Consider the following 14,772-nt stretch of genomic DNA (forward strand, 5'->3'; position numbering starts at 1 on the left):
CAGTCGTCTCTCTTGTGATCTAACTCCGCAAATTGGGGCTAGCGGTTGTAATGGACCGGCACCTCTAAAGTCTCTTTCACTTCCTCCATTACCACATAGCTGGTGCACTCCTGTACCTCCGGTAGGGTCAAAAGTGTCTCGCCATAAAACTTACGGTAGGCGCTCATATCGGCAACTCGTGCCTTGATCAGGTAATCGAAGTTGCCTGATACCAGGTAACACTCCTGTACTTCCGGCAGGGCTGCTACAGCATTGCGGAACTCTTCGAAGGCGTCCTGGGCGGAACGGTTTAGGCGAATCTGCACAAAAACCACCAGGGCTGCATCGAGGAACTCTGGATTGATCAGCGCGGTATAGCCCTGAATAACCCCATCGTTTTCCAGCCGTTTCACCCGCTCGACACATGGCGTAGCAGTCAATCCCACTTGACGAGCTAGCTCTGCATAGCTTGTACGGCCATTTTTTTGCAGAACCCGCAAGATATTGCGGTCTACGGTGTTCAGCTCTCCCGCGCGCTTGCGCATATCTTGTTTCCTTTGTGGGCGATCAGATCAAAAAACAGTCTTATTACTATTGTAAGCAGTTGATTCCACTAGTTTGTTAGAAATTCTTGTAGAAATCCACTTTTAGAGTGGCCCTATACTGGGTAAAACACAGAAAGTAAGTGTAGCTCCAAGCTTTTTGCGGAGACTACGCCAAACGCAGAGATTAAGGAGCAGAAAATGTTGATTGGCGTCCCGAAAGAGATCAAAAACCACGAGTACCGTATTGGCCTGACGCCGTCTAGTGTTCGCGAACTGATCGGCCATGGTCACCAAGTAATCGTACAGAAAGATGGCGGTGCCGCTATCGGTTTTACTGATGAAATGTACGAGCAGGCCGGAGCCAAAATCATCGAGACTCCGGAAGAGATCTTTGCTACTGCCGATATGATCGTCAAGGTGAAAGAACCGCAGCCCAATGAGTGCGAAATGCTGCGCCCAGGGCAGGTTCTCTACACTTACCTCCACCTTGCTCCAGACCCCAAGCAAACCGAGCTGCTGGTAAAATCTGGTGCAACCTGCATCGCTTATGAAACTGTGACCGACCGCTTTGGCGGCCTGCCTCTGCTGGCCCCCATGTCCGAAGTTGCCGGCCGTATGTCTGTACAGTGTGGTGCGCATCACCTGGAAAAAGCCCAGGGCGGTCTCGGTGTGCTGCTGGGTGGTGTTCCCGGTGTTGCACCTGCCAAAGTGCTCATCATCGGTGGTGGTGTTGTTGGTACCAATGCCGCCAAGATGGCGCTGGGTATGGGTGCCGACGTCACCATCTTGGATCGTTCATTGCCACGTCTGCGTCAGCTGGATGACATTTTTGGTGGTGCTGTGCGCACCGAGTACTCCACGAATGATGCGATTGAAAAGCATGCCCTGGAAGCAGACCTGGTCGTAGGTGCGGTGCTGATTCCTGGCGCCGCAGCTCCCAAGCTGCTGACCCGCGATATCATCAGCCGTATGAAGAAGGGTGCAGTGGTAGTGGATGTAGCTATCGACCAAGGTGGCTGTTTCGAAACCTCCAAAGCGACCACTCACCAAGAGCCCACTTACGTTGTCGATGGTGTAGTGCACTACTGTGTGGCCAACATGCCCGGTGGTGTAGCGCGTACCTCCACCATGGCTCTGAACAACGCTACACTGCCTTACGCTGTAGCCTTGGCAAACAAAGGCGCTAAGCAGGCGTTGCTGGATGATGCCAACCTGCTGGAAGGTCTGAATGTTCACGCCGGTATGGTGACTTACAAGGCAGTTGCCGATGTACTGGGATATGAGTTTGTAGATCCGAAGCTGGCTTTGCAAAAAGTAGCTGAGGCGGAAGGCGCCGTAGCTTAATGGGGTGCAGCTGCGTCAGCCGCACCTTGAACAAGAAAGCGGTAACGCGCTTGTTTTGAAGGGAAATTTTCCCCGGAGCGCTCTTTGGCGTTCCTCTCTGTGAGACCTGGTGGCTTATGCCACCATTGTAGCCGCGTTTATACGCGGCTTTTTTATTGCTAATTTATCGTTACCCTTGAACGATAGCTCCGCTCCCTCTAAAAAAATAATTTTACTCCTTAACTATTTTTCATTTTTCAATAAATACAATGATTTGTGTCGTAAAAAAAGGAGACCGCGGTGGCCTCCCTTTAGATGTCTATTTATCCAGCCTTATTCGTTTCTTCTTCCCTGACTCTGGCCGGACTTTAATGGCTAGAGTAGCCAAACTTCAACTCGACGATTTTTAATTTTTGCGCTGGAGTTATTCGAGGCGATTGGGAGGTAAGCACCAAAACCCTGCACTGGCGCGGTACTAATTTTATAATCGCGCAGAGCTGAACGTACGGTAACTGCGCGAAGTTTGGATAGGATAACCGAACGTTCAGGGCTGACTTTCTCATCGCCAAACCCGACAAGTAATAGTTTTCGTCCTTGGTTCTGTGGTTTTTCCATGTACTTTGCCAGTCTTTCAATATCCTGTTGAGCCTTGTTATCCAGGGAAGCATTGCCCTCGGAGAAACGAAAATTGATACTGAGTCGCTCAGCATTTCGGGTAAGCTTCAAATATTCACTTGGTCCTTCCCGGGAATCCTCTGGTTTAAAGCCGATGGGAGTTTGCGCGACGAATCCAGAGGATTTCACCTGTTCCTGTCCCAGCTCACTCTGTACAAAACGCAGAAATTCTTTCGCTGTAGAGTTGGAGGAATAAATCGGAGTGTATAGGAAAAGGCGGCGTGACAGTGGGTAGTCTTCCGTAGCAATGGTTAGGTGCTCTGGAGCCTGCGGCAGTGTATTTTGGTCAGAAACGGCAACAGCCTTTGCCTGACGAATGGATGCTAGCCCAACAAAACCGATTCCGCGCGGGTCAGAGGTAACACGGTCGGAAAGTTGATCGTTGGACTCGAAGCGCTTGGCCCTGCTGGTGAGAGCGTAACGCTTGCCAAGCACCAGGCTGTTAAAGGTATCCCAGGTGCCTGATTGGTCGTCTCGGGCATAAACGTTAATTCGCCCTTTGCCTTTACCGAGTTCCGACCAGTCTTTAATTTGACCAGAAAAAATAGCACTTATTTGCTGTAAGGTCAGTTGGTGAAGTGGGTTGCGTGGATGCACTATTATGGCCAGTCCATCTATGGCAATGACATGCTCCGCATTGCGGCTGCGCATATCGCCCAGCATGCTCAGCTCTGTGAACTCGCCGTCTTTGATCGGGCGCGAAGCCATGGCGATATCGGCCTTTGCCAGTTTTAACCCAGTAAAACCCGTACTGGAACCATGTGCAGCAATATCGACAAATACAGAATTGTTGCCAACTTTTGCCTGAATACGGATTTCGTTGGGAGCGTCTAGTGGCTGGACACTAATGTCACTCGCCCCTTTCGCAGTGAAATAGTCTTGAACCAAGTTGGGTGCCAGTTGTGCGCCAATAGTATTGGAGCCATGTAGGCTAAATAGCTTTCCATTGCTGTCTGGAGGAAAAGGAGGAAGTTCAGCGGTGGCGAAAGGGCTTAGAAGGTTAGTAGCAAGCAGTATTAATAGTATTAATGAGCGGCACAGTCGTTGAAGAAAAAGGTACATGTGATCTCGGAGCCTAGGGAAGTAAAACGAGGCCGCAAAATATGTCTTAATTGTGACAAAATGATGAAATATTCATGAAGGAAGCGTGCAAAAGTCTCAAATTTGAGTCCAGGACAATTTGCGGTAAACAAGACCATATTGCCGTAGCTTTTTGAAAGCTTGGGGAGAGCGATATTAATGGCTTGTGAAATAAATATGAGAAGTATGGGTCACATGCACTGTGAAATTGGCATGTGACCACGACTCGAGACTTACACTTAATAGGAGGGGAAAAGTCGGCTTACCAGAACTGGTAGGGCTGTTTCCACTCGGAGAATTCGTGGGCCCAGGTGTACAGAGTGAAACCCAGCTTCTTTTAACTTCTCAACTTCGTAGGCAATAAACCCCCCTTCAGGGCCAATTGCCAGGGTGCAGGCCTCTCCGATATCTACTGGGCAAGCTGTGCCACCGACCGGGTGAGCAACCAGTTTTTGAGAGCCCTGACACAGCTCAGGTAGCTCATCTTCCACAAAAGGTTTAAAGCGTTTGCGCAATAGAATTTCTGGCATTTGTGTGTCGACGGCTTGCTCGAGCCCAAGCAGGCATTGTTCAAAAAGCTTTTCCTCTTCTAGCCATGGGGTTTGCCAATAAGACTTTTCCACCCGGTAGCTATTGATCAAGACCAGCTTTTTAACTCCCAGTGCGGTGACATGCTGGATAATGCGCTTCAGCATTTTGGGACGTGGCAGCGCCAGGATCAGGGTGATGGGAGGAGGTGGTGGAGCGTTTTTACTTAGCTCCACCCGGAGCTCTACTTGCTGATCGGCGAGAGTAGTGATTTGCCCATAGCCGATATTTCCGTCCAGCAGACCCACACGCAGTTGCCGACCGGGCTTGGCCCGGTGAACATTGACAATATGTTCTAGCCTACGGCCAGAGAGACGGACGATATCAGGGCTGATAAAGTCCGCTTCTTGCAAAAGAATCAGATTCAAAATCAAGTCTCTTGAGACTATGGAGAATTGTTGGTTTTAGTGGCTTTTACAGGGGCTAGAGCTTAGCACTGGCAATGGCTCCTTTGCCGAGCCCCTCATAGGCTCGCACTTTGACTTCACTGCCGGGGTACTGTTCGGCAAGAGTCGTGGCGATATATTGAGCCAGCTGCTCAACAGTGGTATCGCAATCCAAAATTTCACAGGCGCTTGCGGGCAATTGCAAAGTGAAATCTCCCTGTTGGGCTCTGTAGGCGAAGACCAGGCTATGTCCATTCTCTTTATTTTCTTCGCGCAGGTCTTCACGGGTACCCAGGTAAATATCTTTCCAACGTTGAGACCACTTTTGCTCTAGCGATTTGTCTCTCTTTTCATTAACAAAAATTTGGATGCGAGAGCGGTGGCCGTGGGCAATACGCTGGCAATTGCCCTGATGTTTTTTCAGTCCGTGGCTGTAGTGGTAAAAGGCATCCTGAATTTGCTCGTCTTCAAAAGATAGCTTGAGCTGCTCAACACTGGCAGGGAAGGAGTTAGCCAGTTGCTGAACACTCCAGCGGGCAACACTTTCAGCATTGATGCTATCGCTCTCTACTAGGGCGAATGCCTGTTCTGGTCCAGATACTGAAATCTGCTCGCCGCTTGCGAGTTGCCACTTGAGAGAGATATTGCCGTCTTGATGGGCTAGCGCCAGGCCAGGGGCGAGGATCGGAACCAGGAGGCGGTGATCCAGCTGATCATCTAGCCAGTGGCGCAATGTCTTTTTAACGATACCAAAATCGCAAACCATGCCCTGGTGATCGAGAGCCCCATCCAGGGCGGCATTCGCTAGCCAGGTTTCGCCCACTAAACCACGCTGGTGGTCCAGGTAGCTGAAATCAACATTGGTCAAATTATCGACAAACAGATGCATGGTTAACTCTTCAGAAGGGGATAAAGTAGTAGTCGCCTATTATAACCTGTTAATAGGGCTGGAACTTGCGCCTTTAACCCTCTATAATCGCGCCCTCTTCGGATGCACCGAAGATCGTTGTGGTGGCCCTTCCGGTCCCCTCGCAATGAGCAGCTGCGAACCCCGCCAGGCCCGGAAGGGAGCAACGGTAGCAGTGGTATCATGTGCCGAGGGTGTTGCTGGTTGGGCTGCCTCCTTAAACGCCTTCCTTTTTAAAGCTTTCCCTGATTCTTCGCCAGATGGTCTCTGAGGCTAATCGTCCCGCTGTCTGTTGGCAGCCGTACCCGATCACGCCGTATTTTTCCCCAGAAACCGCCGAATACGTGAGATTTTGTGTCGATCTGTAGCTAACTCATAAGCTTACCGTCGCTGCTAGCAGCTTGCTTATGCTATAAACGGCGACAGTTATAGCTAGACCCAATAACGATTATTTGAGGGGAAGATGAAGAAAGTTGCCATTGCCATTGCCGCTGCAGTAGCGCTGTCTGCCTGTGACAGCAATCAGCAGTCACCAAAATCCATGGGGGTGGCTCAGGCCACCGCAGAAAGCCCAGCGGCCAAAAATGGCCCGCTGACTGCTGAGGATGCCAAGGCATTCCTCAATGATGCCCAGGCCCGCCTGGAGAAAATGGCTCAGGAAATGAGCCACGCCGCTTGGTTGGCATCCACTTATATCAATCTTGATTCGCAGTATGTAGAAGCCCTCGCTTCCGAGCGCTATACAACGATGGCTGTGGAGCTCGCTTCGGAAGCGGCAAAGTTTAATGACTTGGAGCTCGATCCAGATACCCGTCGCCAGTTGACCATGCTGAAGCAGGGTTTGGTGTTCCCGGCGCCGAAAGATCCCGCTTTGACCGCTGAGCTGGCCCAGATCGGCTCGAAAATGCAGGGTATGTATGGTGCCGGTAAGTACTGTCGGGAAGAGGAAGGGGCTGAAAAGTGTTACACCCTGACCGAGATGGGTCAGGTTATGGCTAGCAACCGCGACCCAGAGCTGCTTAAGGATTTGTGGGTGGGCTGGCGTAAAGTTTCCCCTCCTATGAAGCCTCTGTATGAGCGTCAAGTGGAGATCGGCAATGCCGGAACTGAGGAGCTGGGTTATGACAACTTGAGTGTTTTCTGGCGCTCCAAATACGATATGGAGCCAGATGCCTTCGCTGCCGATATGGATACTCAGTGGGGCAAAGTGAAGCCTTTGTATGAGGCATTGCATTGCCATGTACGCGCCAAGCTAAATGATCACTACGGTGATGAGGTAGTACCTGCTCAGGGTAAAATCCCCGCACATCTGCTTGGTAATATGTGGGCTCAGGAGTGGGGCAATGTCTATGACCTGGTCAAAGACGATGACATGCAGGCACCCTATGACCTGACCCAGCTCGTTGTTGACTCGGGTATGAGCGAGCAGGATATGGTCAAGGCGGGTGAGAAGTTCTTTACTTCTCTCGGCTTCAAACCATTGCCCAAAACTTTCTGGGAGCGTTCTCAGTTCACGCAGCCCCGTGATCGCGATGTTGTCTGTCACGCCAGCGCCTGGAATATGGACGGCCAGGATGATATCCGCATCAAGATGTGTATTAACAAGACCGGAGAAGATCTGGTTACTATTCATCATGAACTGGGACACAACTTCTATCAGCGCATTTATAAGGAACAGCCCTTCCTCTATAAAGAGGGGGCCAACGATGGTTTCCACGAAGCTGTCGGTGATACCATTGCCCTGTCTATCACCCCTAAGTACCTGAAGGAAATTGGCCTGATGGATGAGGTGCCGGATGAGAGTAAAGATATCGGTTATCTGATGCAGCAGGCACTGGATAAAATTGCCTTCCTGCCTTTTGGTTTGCTGGTAGATAAGTGGCGCTGGCAGGTTTTCAATGGTGAGGTTCAGCCGGCTGATTACAATAAGGCTTGGTGGAAGCTGCGGGAGGAATATCAGGGCATCCAGGCCCCGGTAGAGCGCACAGAAGCGGACTTCGATCCGGGTGCCAAGTACCATATTCCCGGCAACACTCCTTATGCCCGCTATTTCCTTGCTCGCATTCAGCAGTTCCAGTTCCACCGTGCATTGTGTGAGGCTGCTGGTGAGACCGGGCCACTGCATCGCTGCTCTATTTATCAAAATGATGAAGCGGGCAAGAAATTGCGTACCATGTTGGCTATGGGTGCCAGTAAGCCTTGGCCGGATGCGATGGAAGCTTTGACAGGCCAGCGCGATCTGGATGCATCTGCAATTATCGATTACTTCCAGCCTTTGATGGCATACTTGGAAGAGCAGAACAAGGGGCGTCAGTGCGGCTGGTAATCCGCTAGCTTTGCGAGAAGTGGCCAAAAAAGGGGAGTGTTACTCCCCTTTTTTTGTTTAAAAAATGTCAGGACTGCATTTGAGTTAAGGGGACTTCAACTTCAGAAAACTCTACAGCGGCTTTAATAAAAGCCTCCATTGGAGGGTGAAGTGATCCAGTACCGGCCATATAGCGATTCATATTTTTGTGTGCCAGGCCGGAGTTGATTGTTGGTGTTGTATTAGTCTTGACGATCTTTAATAGGTCGAATCCAAGCGGTGGCCCCCGATCATCAATACCTGGAGTTAAGAATGAATCACTCTCTGAGTGTGCAATGCTATACATCTTGAGAGTGTTGTCGATCGTATCCAGGTTTGAACCGGATAGTGATTTCACAGTACCACCAAGCCCTACGGTTTCGGTTATTGCGCTGTCACCCATATCGCGGTTGACATCCGCAGGCGTAATTCCGGGCATCAAAAAACCGCGTCCAACACCGGCTAAGCCGGTAAACCATTTTTCACCGAGTCCTGATATCTTGATGCCGAACTCGGTACCATTACGCGCCATGGTTGTGATAATACTGCTGTGTGGTATGCCATTACCCGCATCTGCAATTGCTTTACAGGTGGCCATGATGGCATTCAGGGAAAATGATTCATCTTGGTAAATCTGTGAGGCAATTTTCTCTATCCACTCTTTTTTAGGGCTGGCCTTGATAACACCAGGGAGGAGAATTCTGGAAAATATTAAAGTGGCAGCATTGGTCATTACATGGCAGTCATCGCCCATAAGTAGGCTTCTGCCGATGATTGGCAGGAAGTCAATCCCATCGACATCGGCAATGGCTTGATTGAGAACTGGGGCCACATTGGTCTCAACCCAGTGGAGGTAATCGATAGCGCTTTTTTCGTAAACGCCAAAGCGAATGGAGCTTCCACGAAAATCACCTCTGTCATCACTGAGGTTGGAGTAAGTTCTATAGCCAGAGAGTTGGTCCTCAACAATATACACTGACATTGAAGAGGTAATAATGCCGGCCATTGGTCCTACGGCATTGTGATCATGGCAGGGCTCTAAATCCACCTCCCCTTTTTTCATCATCTCTATGGCGGCTTCTTTGTTTTTTGCGAGCCCTTCAAATAGGAGGCCGGCAATAATTGCCCCCTTTAAAGGGCCAGAGGCCTGGTTCCATGTGATTGGTGGGCCGGCGTGTAAAATCAGATTTTTGCGCATGCCGGGTATATGATCCCCAGCTTTGCCAATCCCGATTAATATCGGCACGGACTGCTTCATACGTTTTATAGTTTCGTCATTAGCTTGTTGATTTAGGCCTCGGAATTTTGGCGTTGCCAGCTTTTCCAGAAGCTCCTCCATACTGGGCCTAAATTCAACATCTGTTTTCATGGCTATTCTCTTGAGTCCAGCAAGCTGGCATATTGCTTGGTAACGACATCCATATCGCGCAGCATCAAGTCTGTAGTACCGGTAATTACTTGAATCTGACGCTGTTCAGATAGTTTCATTTCCCCTTCAAAGCCTCGGCTGGCATAGTTGAGATGATCTTTGGCTTTGAGAAGGTTACTGCTGATTTCAGGGGTGTTGAGTGTGCTCTCCAAAAGGCGGGTTAGGCGACTGGAGTACTCTGTAAGGTCTTGTTGTAGCCCTTGATCCGCTTCAGCTGGTGAGATTTTCCAAAGTTTAGCAGCATAATTCTTGCAAATTCTTTGAGAAAGCATTCGCTGCCGACCGGCAATATTGATTAGTTCGGCAGAGTTGTGATCGGCGAGCTGCTGTAATTTAACCACGTAGCTGTGTGTTTCTGTTAATAGTTTATTGCTGCGCAGGAATAAGTCGGTTGCTCCTTCCCTGGTTGCCGGTTGCAGACTGAGTTGCTTAAAGGGTTGCCATTCGCTCTGTACTTTTTTTAGCTGATCTTTGATTTTTTCTGCGGCCGGGAACGTATTGAGTTTCTGATTGTTACGCTCGAATTCCTGCACTGACCGTTTCAATACTTTCTGGTGGCGTTGTGCTTCGGGTTGTATGCCGCTTAGGATAAATGCTTGCGTGATTCTCTGAGATAGCATTCGTTGACGCCCTGCTATATTTATCGCCTCTCCTATGGTTAATGCTGCAACATCAAGGCTTGCTATAAGTAGGAGAAATACTGCGGTTAACTTCATGTTTTGCTCTTTTGGTTTGATTTTTTAAGTTTGAGGTTTTGGGCCTGCCTGCTAGTTTTTCAGCTGCCCCATTTCAGACTTATTAGTGAGAGGGTTACCTTTCTGTTTTAGGGGCACTGTTGTCGCTCACTGTGGCATGTAACAAAAATTATTTAGAAAACTAGTGTTCGCGATAAGGTCACTTTGTTTTCTTTTAAGTGAGCGTTATTAATTTGTATATTTTCAATAATGAGTCGATTTTCGATGTTGTGTTGCTTTTCTTAATAGTTGAGGTGGCTATATAACAAATTACTTTCGATAGATATCTAACCACTAATTCTTAATATTGCTATTAAGTGGTATTGATGCTGATGGGGAGAGGTGTTGATGGGTTTGGAGGCGCTAGGATGAGAGGTCGATAGGAGAATTAAAAAAGGCCCTACCGGGGTAGAGCCTTTTATTTGCCGAGAGGGCGAAATTACTTAGAAGCTGTAGTTTATACCTGCACTGAATAGCCAGGCCTCGGTCTTGGTGGTGCCACCATCGTAGTAGGTTACAAATCCATCCAAGTTACTGACTTCCTGAATAAGCTCATCATCACCCCAAAGGTAGGCGAGGCCGGCATCAATACTCAGGCGGTCATTGTGCTTATAGGTGCCGCCTATAGTTAGCCATTGGCGGTCGGTATCGGGAATGGACAGGGTGCGCCATGTGACCGGTAGGTCCAGGCCAGTTTCTTCTTTGATTACTTCTTCTTCGTGGCGGTTGAAGCCGTCACGGGCTGCGCCCTCGTCATGGGCGTAGCCAAAGCGTACAGTCACTCTGTCATTGAAGTAGTACTCCGCGGCAAGGCTGTAGCGGGAGCCGCTTACAAAGTTCTCTTCTTTAATCAGGAGAGGATTGAACTCTTCACCACCTGAAGGGATAAAGGCTTCTAGGCGCTCGAAACGGCTCCAGTTGGTGTACATATACCCAACAGCAATTGCCCAGTTGTTCTCGAAGCGGTGGTAAAGGCCCAGCTCCAGGGTGTCGGGCAGGTTCAGGGTCAGGTTGCCACTGGCATCATCAAATGGAGCTTCTGCAGGTACGACATCAGAATTAACGTCACCCTTTAGCTTGGGGTCGTACTTTGCGTGGTAGGAAATACCTGCGCGAGTATTGTCATCAATGTTCCATAAGGCACCAACGGTCCAGCTTACATCCCAGCCATCACCTTTAACATCTAGAATGGTGGCCCCTTCAGGGTTAACGCCTGTTCTTTGCTCAATAATGGCGCCGATAGGGAAGTCTGTAGGGAAAGTTGTTTTTAGCTCGGCTTCAGCGTAAAGGAAGTTGATAGCTGCACCGATACTGAAGGTATCGTTGATATCGTAGGCAATGGACGGCTGAATATTTAAAGTCAGCAGATTCGTTTTGTTGGAGATTGTGGTGCCGGGAAAGCTGTCGGGAAAATCAGTTTCCAGGCCGAAGTCAGTGTACATGGCCAGGCCCCAGGACCAGTCGTCATTGATCGGGGCTGCTAGGTACCCGTTAGGGATAAAGGCACTGGTCGCGTAGTCGCTGGCATCGGCTACAGTACTGGATTCAGCATAAATGATGCCGTCGGGGCCAACATCGACAGGAAGGTAATAAGTAACATCACCGGTTACATCGATGCCTGGATCAACGTAGGTGAGGCCGCCAGTCAAAGTATAAGTATCAAATAGTGCAGAACCAGCCGGGTTGCGGGCTAGGATGGAGGCATTATCACCGATAGTGTTTTCGGCAGCGAAGGCACGGCCAAGGCCGGATGCGCTGGTTTCCTGAAGGTAGAAGCCCGCGGCCATAGCGCCTTGGGAAACGGAGCCGATTGCTGCGGCTAAAACTGCATGTCGCAGGTATTTCTTATTCATGAGAGCCCATCTCTAAGTCTGCTGATTACTGAAAACCATAAGTAGCATTGGAAATGCTGAGATATGGAGGGAAGGCAATTAGATTTATATAGATACCTTCCATTTTCGTAGCAAATCCCTCGCTTTTAAACAGGTAAGGCAACAAGGAATTGCCTGTGCAAGGGAAAGGAGTCACTTTATAAAGAGAAAGGAGGCAAAAATCCATCGAATGTGAATTTTTTTTTTGCCTCTGTAAGAAAATGGTAATTTATTGGCCTGCACCGACACTTTTGCCATTGATAGATAGCTTTTTCAAGGTTATTTGGTACTTTTTGCCATTCTCTTCGCGCTGCACCAGCTTCACCAAGGCGTAGTTCCATTGAGGCGCAATCCAGACGGTCGTCTCTCTTTCTGAGTCCGCATCTCTAACTCGGCGTACCTTTATTGCTTCTACTTTCCCCATTGGTGTTTTTATTACTTCGGAGCCCTCTTTGGCGAAAGTGTACTTGCGAATCTTCTTACCGTCGGCGACCTCATACTGGAGATTTTCTTTGCCTGCGGCGACATCCAGTGTTAGCTGCATTTGATAGCTCAACTTATCCAGGATGTTTGGCGATACGTTTTCCATATCCCGTTCTGGGTTGGAGACGTTGAACACCATGCCTTTGTCGGGTTCGAAGCTGAGAATTGTACCGCGATCGCGGCCGAGTCCTTTGCGGCGATACTCATAGTGGTAGGGGGTAATATTGCCGTCCTGGCTGATAAAGCGGGAATATTCTTTAATACTGGCAAAAAGCGCAAAGGTATTAAAGTCCAGCCGCCAACTCCCTTCTTGCCCAGTAAGCTCACGAGTGGCTGTAACACTAATGCCGTTGTACCTTGCGGTATAAGTCGCCTTAAAGGGTTCCAATTGGCTGGCGAGAGATTGAGTGGAGAGAAAGAGAAAAAACAGAGAGGAGATAAAAATGCGCACGACAGAGCCTCGCAAAATCTGAACCTCTTTGAATACTAGCTGGCGCGACCCGCAAAGTACATTGCAATGCTGATCCCGCCAGCTTGGCTTTGGTTAACTATCGATTCTGGCGCCACTAAGAGGTAGAAGCTCTCCGTCCAGTTGCGAGCGGTCTGTAAGCATTTTTAGGCGCCCCTGGGCAAACCAGGTAACAGCCATGGGGTAAATGACGTGTTCCTGTACCTGAACCCGCTTTGCCAAAGATTCGGGAGTGTCTCCTTCCTTTATAGGTACGGCGGCTTGAACGATGGGTGGTCCGCCATCAAGCTCTTCGGTGACAAAATGAACGGTAACACCGTGCTCACTATCACCGGCTTCCAGGGCTCGCTGATGGGTATGCAGCCCTTGATATTTTGGCAGTAGAGAGGGGTGAATATTGAGGAGGCGACCGCTGTAGTGACGAACAAACTCGGGAGTGAGGATACGCATAAACCCGGCCAGGACAACCAAATCCGGCTGATGGCTGTCGATTTCTGCGATTAGCGCCTGGTCGAAGTTTTCTCTGCCGGAGAAGTTGCGATGGTCGACCACTGATGTGGGGACTCCGGCCTCGGTGGCGCGCTTGAGGCCGAAGGCCTCGGGCTTATTGCTGATTACTGCGCAGACGGAAAAGTCTGCCCCGGCATTTGCCGAGGCATCCAGGAGCGCCTGCAAGTTGCTGCCGCTACCGGAAATCAGCACGGCAACTTTGCATACTCCCTGTGACATTACAGGCCCGCCAGCTCTACGGTATCTGCGCCTGCCACAGCATCTTCGATTTTGCCCACGACGAAGGCGTCTTCACCTGCTTGCTTCAGGGTTTGCAGTGCTTGGTCGGCTTGTTCCGCAGGTACGCAAATTACCATACCGACACCACAGTTGAAGGTGCGGTACATTTCGCGGGCGTCGATGTTGCCTGCCTGTTGGAGCCAGCGGAACACTTCGGGCATCTCCCAGCTAGTGACGTCTACACGAGCAAGACAGCCTTCCGGGAGTACGCGGGGCAGGTTTTCCAGCAGGCCGCCGCCGGTGATATGGCTGAGGGCATTTATCTGGACGCTCTTCATCAATTGCAGCAGATTCTTAACATAGATGCGGGTGGGGGCCATCAATGCCTTGGCTAGCGTTTCGCTACCGCATTCCTGTTGTAAATCGGCGCCACTGACTTCGAGCACCTTTCGGATTAAAGAGTAGCCATTGGAGTGGGGGCCGCTGGAAGCGAGTCCAATGAGCACATCACCACTCTTTACTTTTTTGCCATCAATAATCTCGGATTTCTCCACGACCCCGGTGCAGAAACCGGCCAGATCGTAGTCGTCGCCTTCATACATGCCGGGCATTTCGGCGGTTTCGCCACCGACCAGGGCACAGCCTGCCAACTCACAGCCTTTACCAATACCGGAGACAACCTCAGCGGCGATATCCACATTCAGCTTGCCAGTGGCATAGTAGTCGAGGAAGAAAAGTGGTTCGGCACCTGCTACTACCAAGTCATTGACACACATAGCAACCAAGTCGATACCAATGGTGTCGTGGATGCCCAGGTCCATAGCCAGGCGCAATTTGGTACCCACGCCATCGGTGCCGGAAACCAAGACTGGCTCTTTATAGCCGCTGGGGAGTTGGCAGAGAGCGCCAAAACCGCCCAGGCCTCCCATGACTTCCGGGCGGGAAGTGCGCTTGGCGACATGCTTGATACGCTCTACCAGGGCGTTACCTGCGTCGATATCGACACCGGCGTCTTTATAAGAGAGGGATGTTTCAGCGGATTGCGGCTTGGAATCGCTCATGATTCTTCCTGCAGTGGGTCTTCGAAGGGCGCGTATTCTAGCCGGGTCTTGGTCCGGTAGCCACGCCCAGTGGGCATCTCAATGAAGGAATCTGGTATTTATCTTCAGTTAAACGGCTAGAAACCCTCTAATAGTGAGAACTCGGGGCTGAGAGAAGTCGCCGACGCTG

Annotated in this window: 12 protein-coding genes and 1 other RNA gene; 3 read left to right on the plus strand and 10 right to left on the minus strand. The window is 50.1% G+C overall.

Annotation, left to right across the window (positions count from 1 at the left end):
• Positions 1-38 precede the first annotated feature (38 nt).
• Positions 39-524 carry an Lrp/AsnC ligand binding domain-containing protein gene (locus MJO52_RS05880; protein WP_152452263.1) on the minus strand — a complete coding sequence of 162 codons (486 nt, stop codon included), beginning with the start codon at positions 522-524 and terminating at the stop codon, positions 39-41.
• Positions 525-722: 198 nt separating this feature from the next.
• Here MJO52_RS05880 and ald point away from each other — a divergent pair, with 198 nt between their 5' ends.
• Positions 723-1,868, plus strand: coding sequence for an alanine dehydrogenase (ald, locus tag MJO52_RS05885; RefSeq protein ID WP_252085017.1), 1,146 nt, complete (start codon positions 723-725; stop codon positions 1,866-1,868).
• 354 nt (positions 1,869-2,222) lie between these two features.
• Here ald and MJO52_RS05890 read toward each other — a convergent pair whose 3' ends face one another.
• The 3 genes from MJO52_RS05890 to MJO52_RS05900 all read right to left on the minus strand — a co-directional run bounded on the left by MJO52_RS05890 (position 2,223) and on the right by MJO52_RS05900 (position 5,465).
• Positions 2,223-3,584 (minus strand): substrate-binding domain-containing protein, encoded by a 1,362-nt coding sequence (locus tag MJO52_RS05890; protein WP_252085018.1) that lies wholly within the window; start codon positions 3,582-3,584, stop codon positions 2,223-2,225.
• A gap of 257 nt (positions 3,585-3,841) precedes the next feature.
• The gene (locus MJO52_RS05895; RefSeq protein ID WP_252085019.1) at positions 3,842-4,558 is read right to left on the minus strand and encodes a 16S rRNA (uracil(1498)-N(3))-methyltransferase; all 717 of its coding nucleotides are present in this window, start codon (positions 4,556-4,558) and stop codon (positions 3,842-3,844) included.
• Positions 4,559-4,613: 55 nt separating this feature from the next.
• A complete protein-coding gene (locus tag MJO52_RS05900) occupies positions 4,614-5,465 on the minus strand; it encodes a 6-carboxytetrahydropterin synthase (RefSeq protein WP_252085020.1) in 852 nt (283 codons plus the stop codon).
• Between the two features lie 129 nt (positions 5,466-5,594).
• Between MJO52_RS05900 and ffs the strand changes: the two genes are divergently transcribed.
• Together ffs and MJO52_RS05910 are read left to right on the plus strand one after the other, a co-directional pair.
• Positions 5,595-5,692: signal recognition particle sRNA small type (gene ffs, locus MJO52_RS05905), an RNA gene on the plus strand.
• A gap of 254 nt (positions 5,693-5,946) precedes the next feature.
• The gene (locus tag MJO52_RS05910; protein ID WP_252085021.1) at positions 5,947-7,809 is read left to right on the plus strand and encodes a M2 family metallopeptidase; all 1,863 of its coding nucleotides are present in this window, start codon (positions 5,947-5,949) and stop codon (positions 7,807-7,809) included.
• A gap of 67 nt (positions 7,810-7,876) precedes the next feature.
• On the opposite strand, the gene MJO52_RS05915 is transcribed toward MJO52_RS05910, so the two are convergent.
• From MJO52_RS05915 to purM, 6 genes are all read right to left on the minus strand, one after another.
• Complete coding sequence (locus MJO52_RS05915) at positions 7,877-9,196, minus strand: DUF1116 domain-containing protein (protein WP_252085022.1); 1,320 nt, start codon at positions 9,194-9,196, stop codon at positions 7,877-7,879.
• A gap of 2 nt (positions 9,197-9,198) precedes the next feature.
• Positions 9,199-9,972 (minus strand): type IV pili methyl-accepting chemotaxis transducer N-terminal domain-containing protein, encoded by a 774-nt coding sequence (locus MJO52_RS05920; protein ID WP_252085023.1) that lies wholly within the window; start codon positions 9,970-9,972, stop codon positions 9,199-9,201.
• Between the two features lie 461 nt (positions 9,973-10,433).
• Positions 10,434-11,843 (minus strand): OmpP1/FadL family transporter, encoded by a 1,410-nt coding sequence (locus MJO52_RS05925; RefSeq protein ID WP_252085024.1) that lies wholly within the window; start codon positions 11,841-11,843, stop codon positions 10,434-10,436.
• Positions 11,844-12,090: 247 nt separating this feature from the next.
• The gene (locus tag MJO52_RS05930) at positions 12,091-12,810 is read right to left on the minus strand and encodes a DUF3108 domain-containing protein (RefSeq protein ID WP_252085025.1); all 720 of its coding nucleotides are present in this window, start codon (positions 12,808-12,810) and stop codon (positions 12,091-12,093) included.
• Positions 12,811-12,888: 78 nt separating this feature from the next.
• Complete coding sequence (gene purN, locus MJO52_RS05935) at positions 12,889-13,542, minus strand: phosphoribosylglycinamide formyltransferase (RefSeq protein WP_252085026.1); 654 nt, start codon at positions 13,540-13,542, stop codon at positions 12,889-12,891.
• Positions 13,542-14,603, minus strand: coding sequence for a phosphoribosylformylglycinamidine cyclo-ligase (purM, locus tag MJO52_RS05940; protein ID WP_252085027.1), 1,062 nt, complete (start codon positions 14,601-14,603; stop codon positions 13,542-13,544). Before purM ends, purN begins: the two co-directional genes overlap by 1 nt.
• Positions 14,604-14,772: the final 169 nt, after the last annotated feature.

It is taken from the genome of Microbulbifer variabilis (genome assembly GCF_023716485.1).
In the GTDB taxonomy this organism is placed as follows: domain Bacteria; phylum Pseudomonadota; class Gammaproteobacteria; order Pseudomonadales; family Cellvibrionaceae; genus Microbulbifer; species Microbulbifer variabilis_B.

Bases quoted from the DNA above. Each gene is read 5' to 3' on its own strand.
- purN (WP_252085026.1), bottom strand. From the start codon at position 13,542: ATGTCACAGGGAGTATGCAAAGTTGCCGTGCTGATTTCCGGTAGCGGC.
- MJO52_RS05910 (WP_252085021.1), top strand. From the start codon at position 5,947: ATGAAGAAAGTTGCCATTGCCATTGCCGCTGCAGTAGCGCTGTCTGCC.
- MJO52_RS05890 (WP_252085018.1), bottom strand. From the start codon at position 3,584: ATGTACCTTTTTCTTCAACGACTGTGCCGCTCATTAATACTATTAATA.
- ald (WP_252085017.1), top strand. From the start codon at position 723: ATGTTGATTGGCGTCCCGAAAGAGATCAAAAACCACGAGTACCGTATT.
- MJO52_RS05920 (WP_252085023.1), bottom strand. From the start codon at position 9,972: ATGAAGTTAACCGCAGTATTTCTCCTACTTATAGCAAGCCTTGATGTT.
- MJO52_RS05880 (WP_152452263.1), bottom strand. From the start codon at position 524: ATGCGCAAGCGCGCGGGAGAGCTGAACACCGTAGACCGCAATATCTTG.
- MJO52_RS05915 (WP_252085022.1), bottom strand. From the start codon at position 9,196: ATGAAAACAGATGTTGAATTTAGGCCCAGTATGGAGGAGCTTCTGGAA.
- MJO52_RS05925 (WP_252085024.1), bottom strand. From the start codon at position 11,843: ATGAATAAGAAATACCTGCGACATGCAGTTTTAGCCGCAGCAATCGGC.
- MJO52_RS05900 (WP_252085020.1), bottom strand. From the start codon at position 5,465: ATGCATCTGTTTGTCGATAATTTGACCAATGTTGATTTCAGCTACCTG.
- purM (WP_252085027.1), bottom strand. From the start codon at position 14,603: ATGAGCGATTCCAAGCCGCAATCCGCTGAAACATCCCTCTCTTATAAA.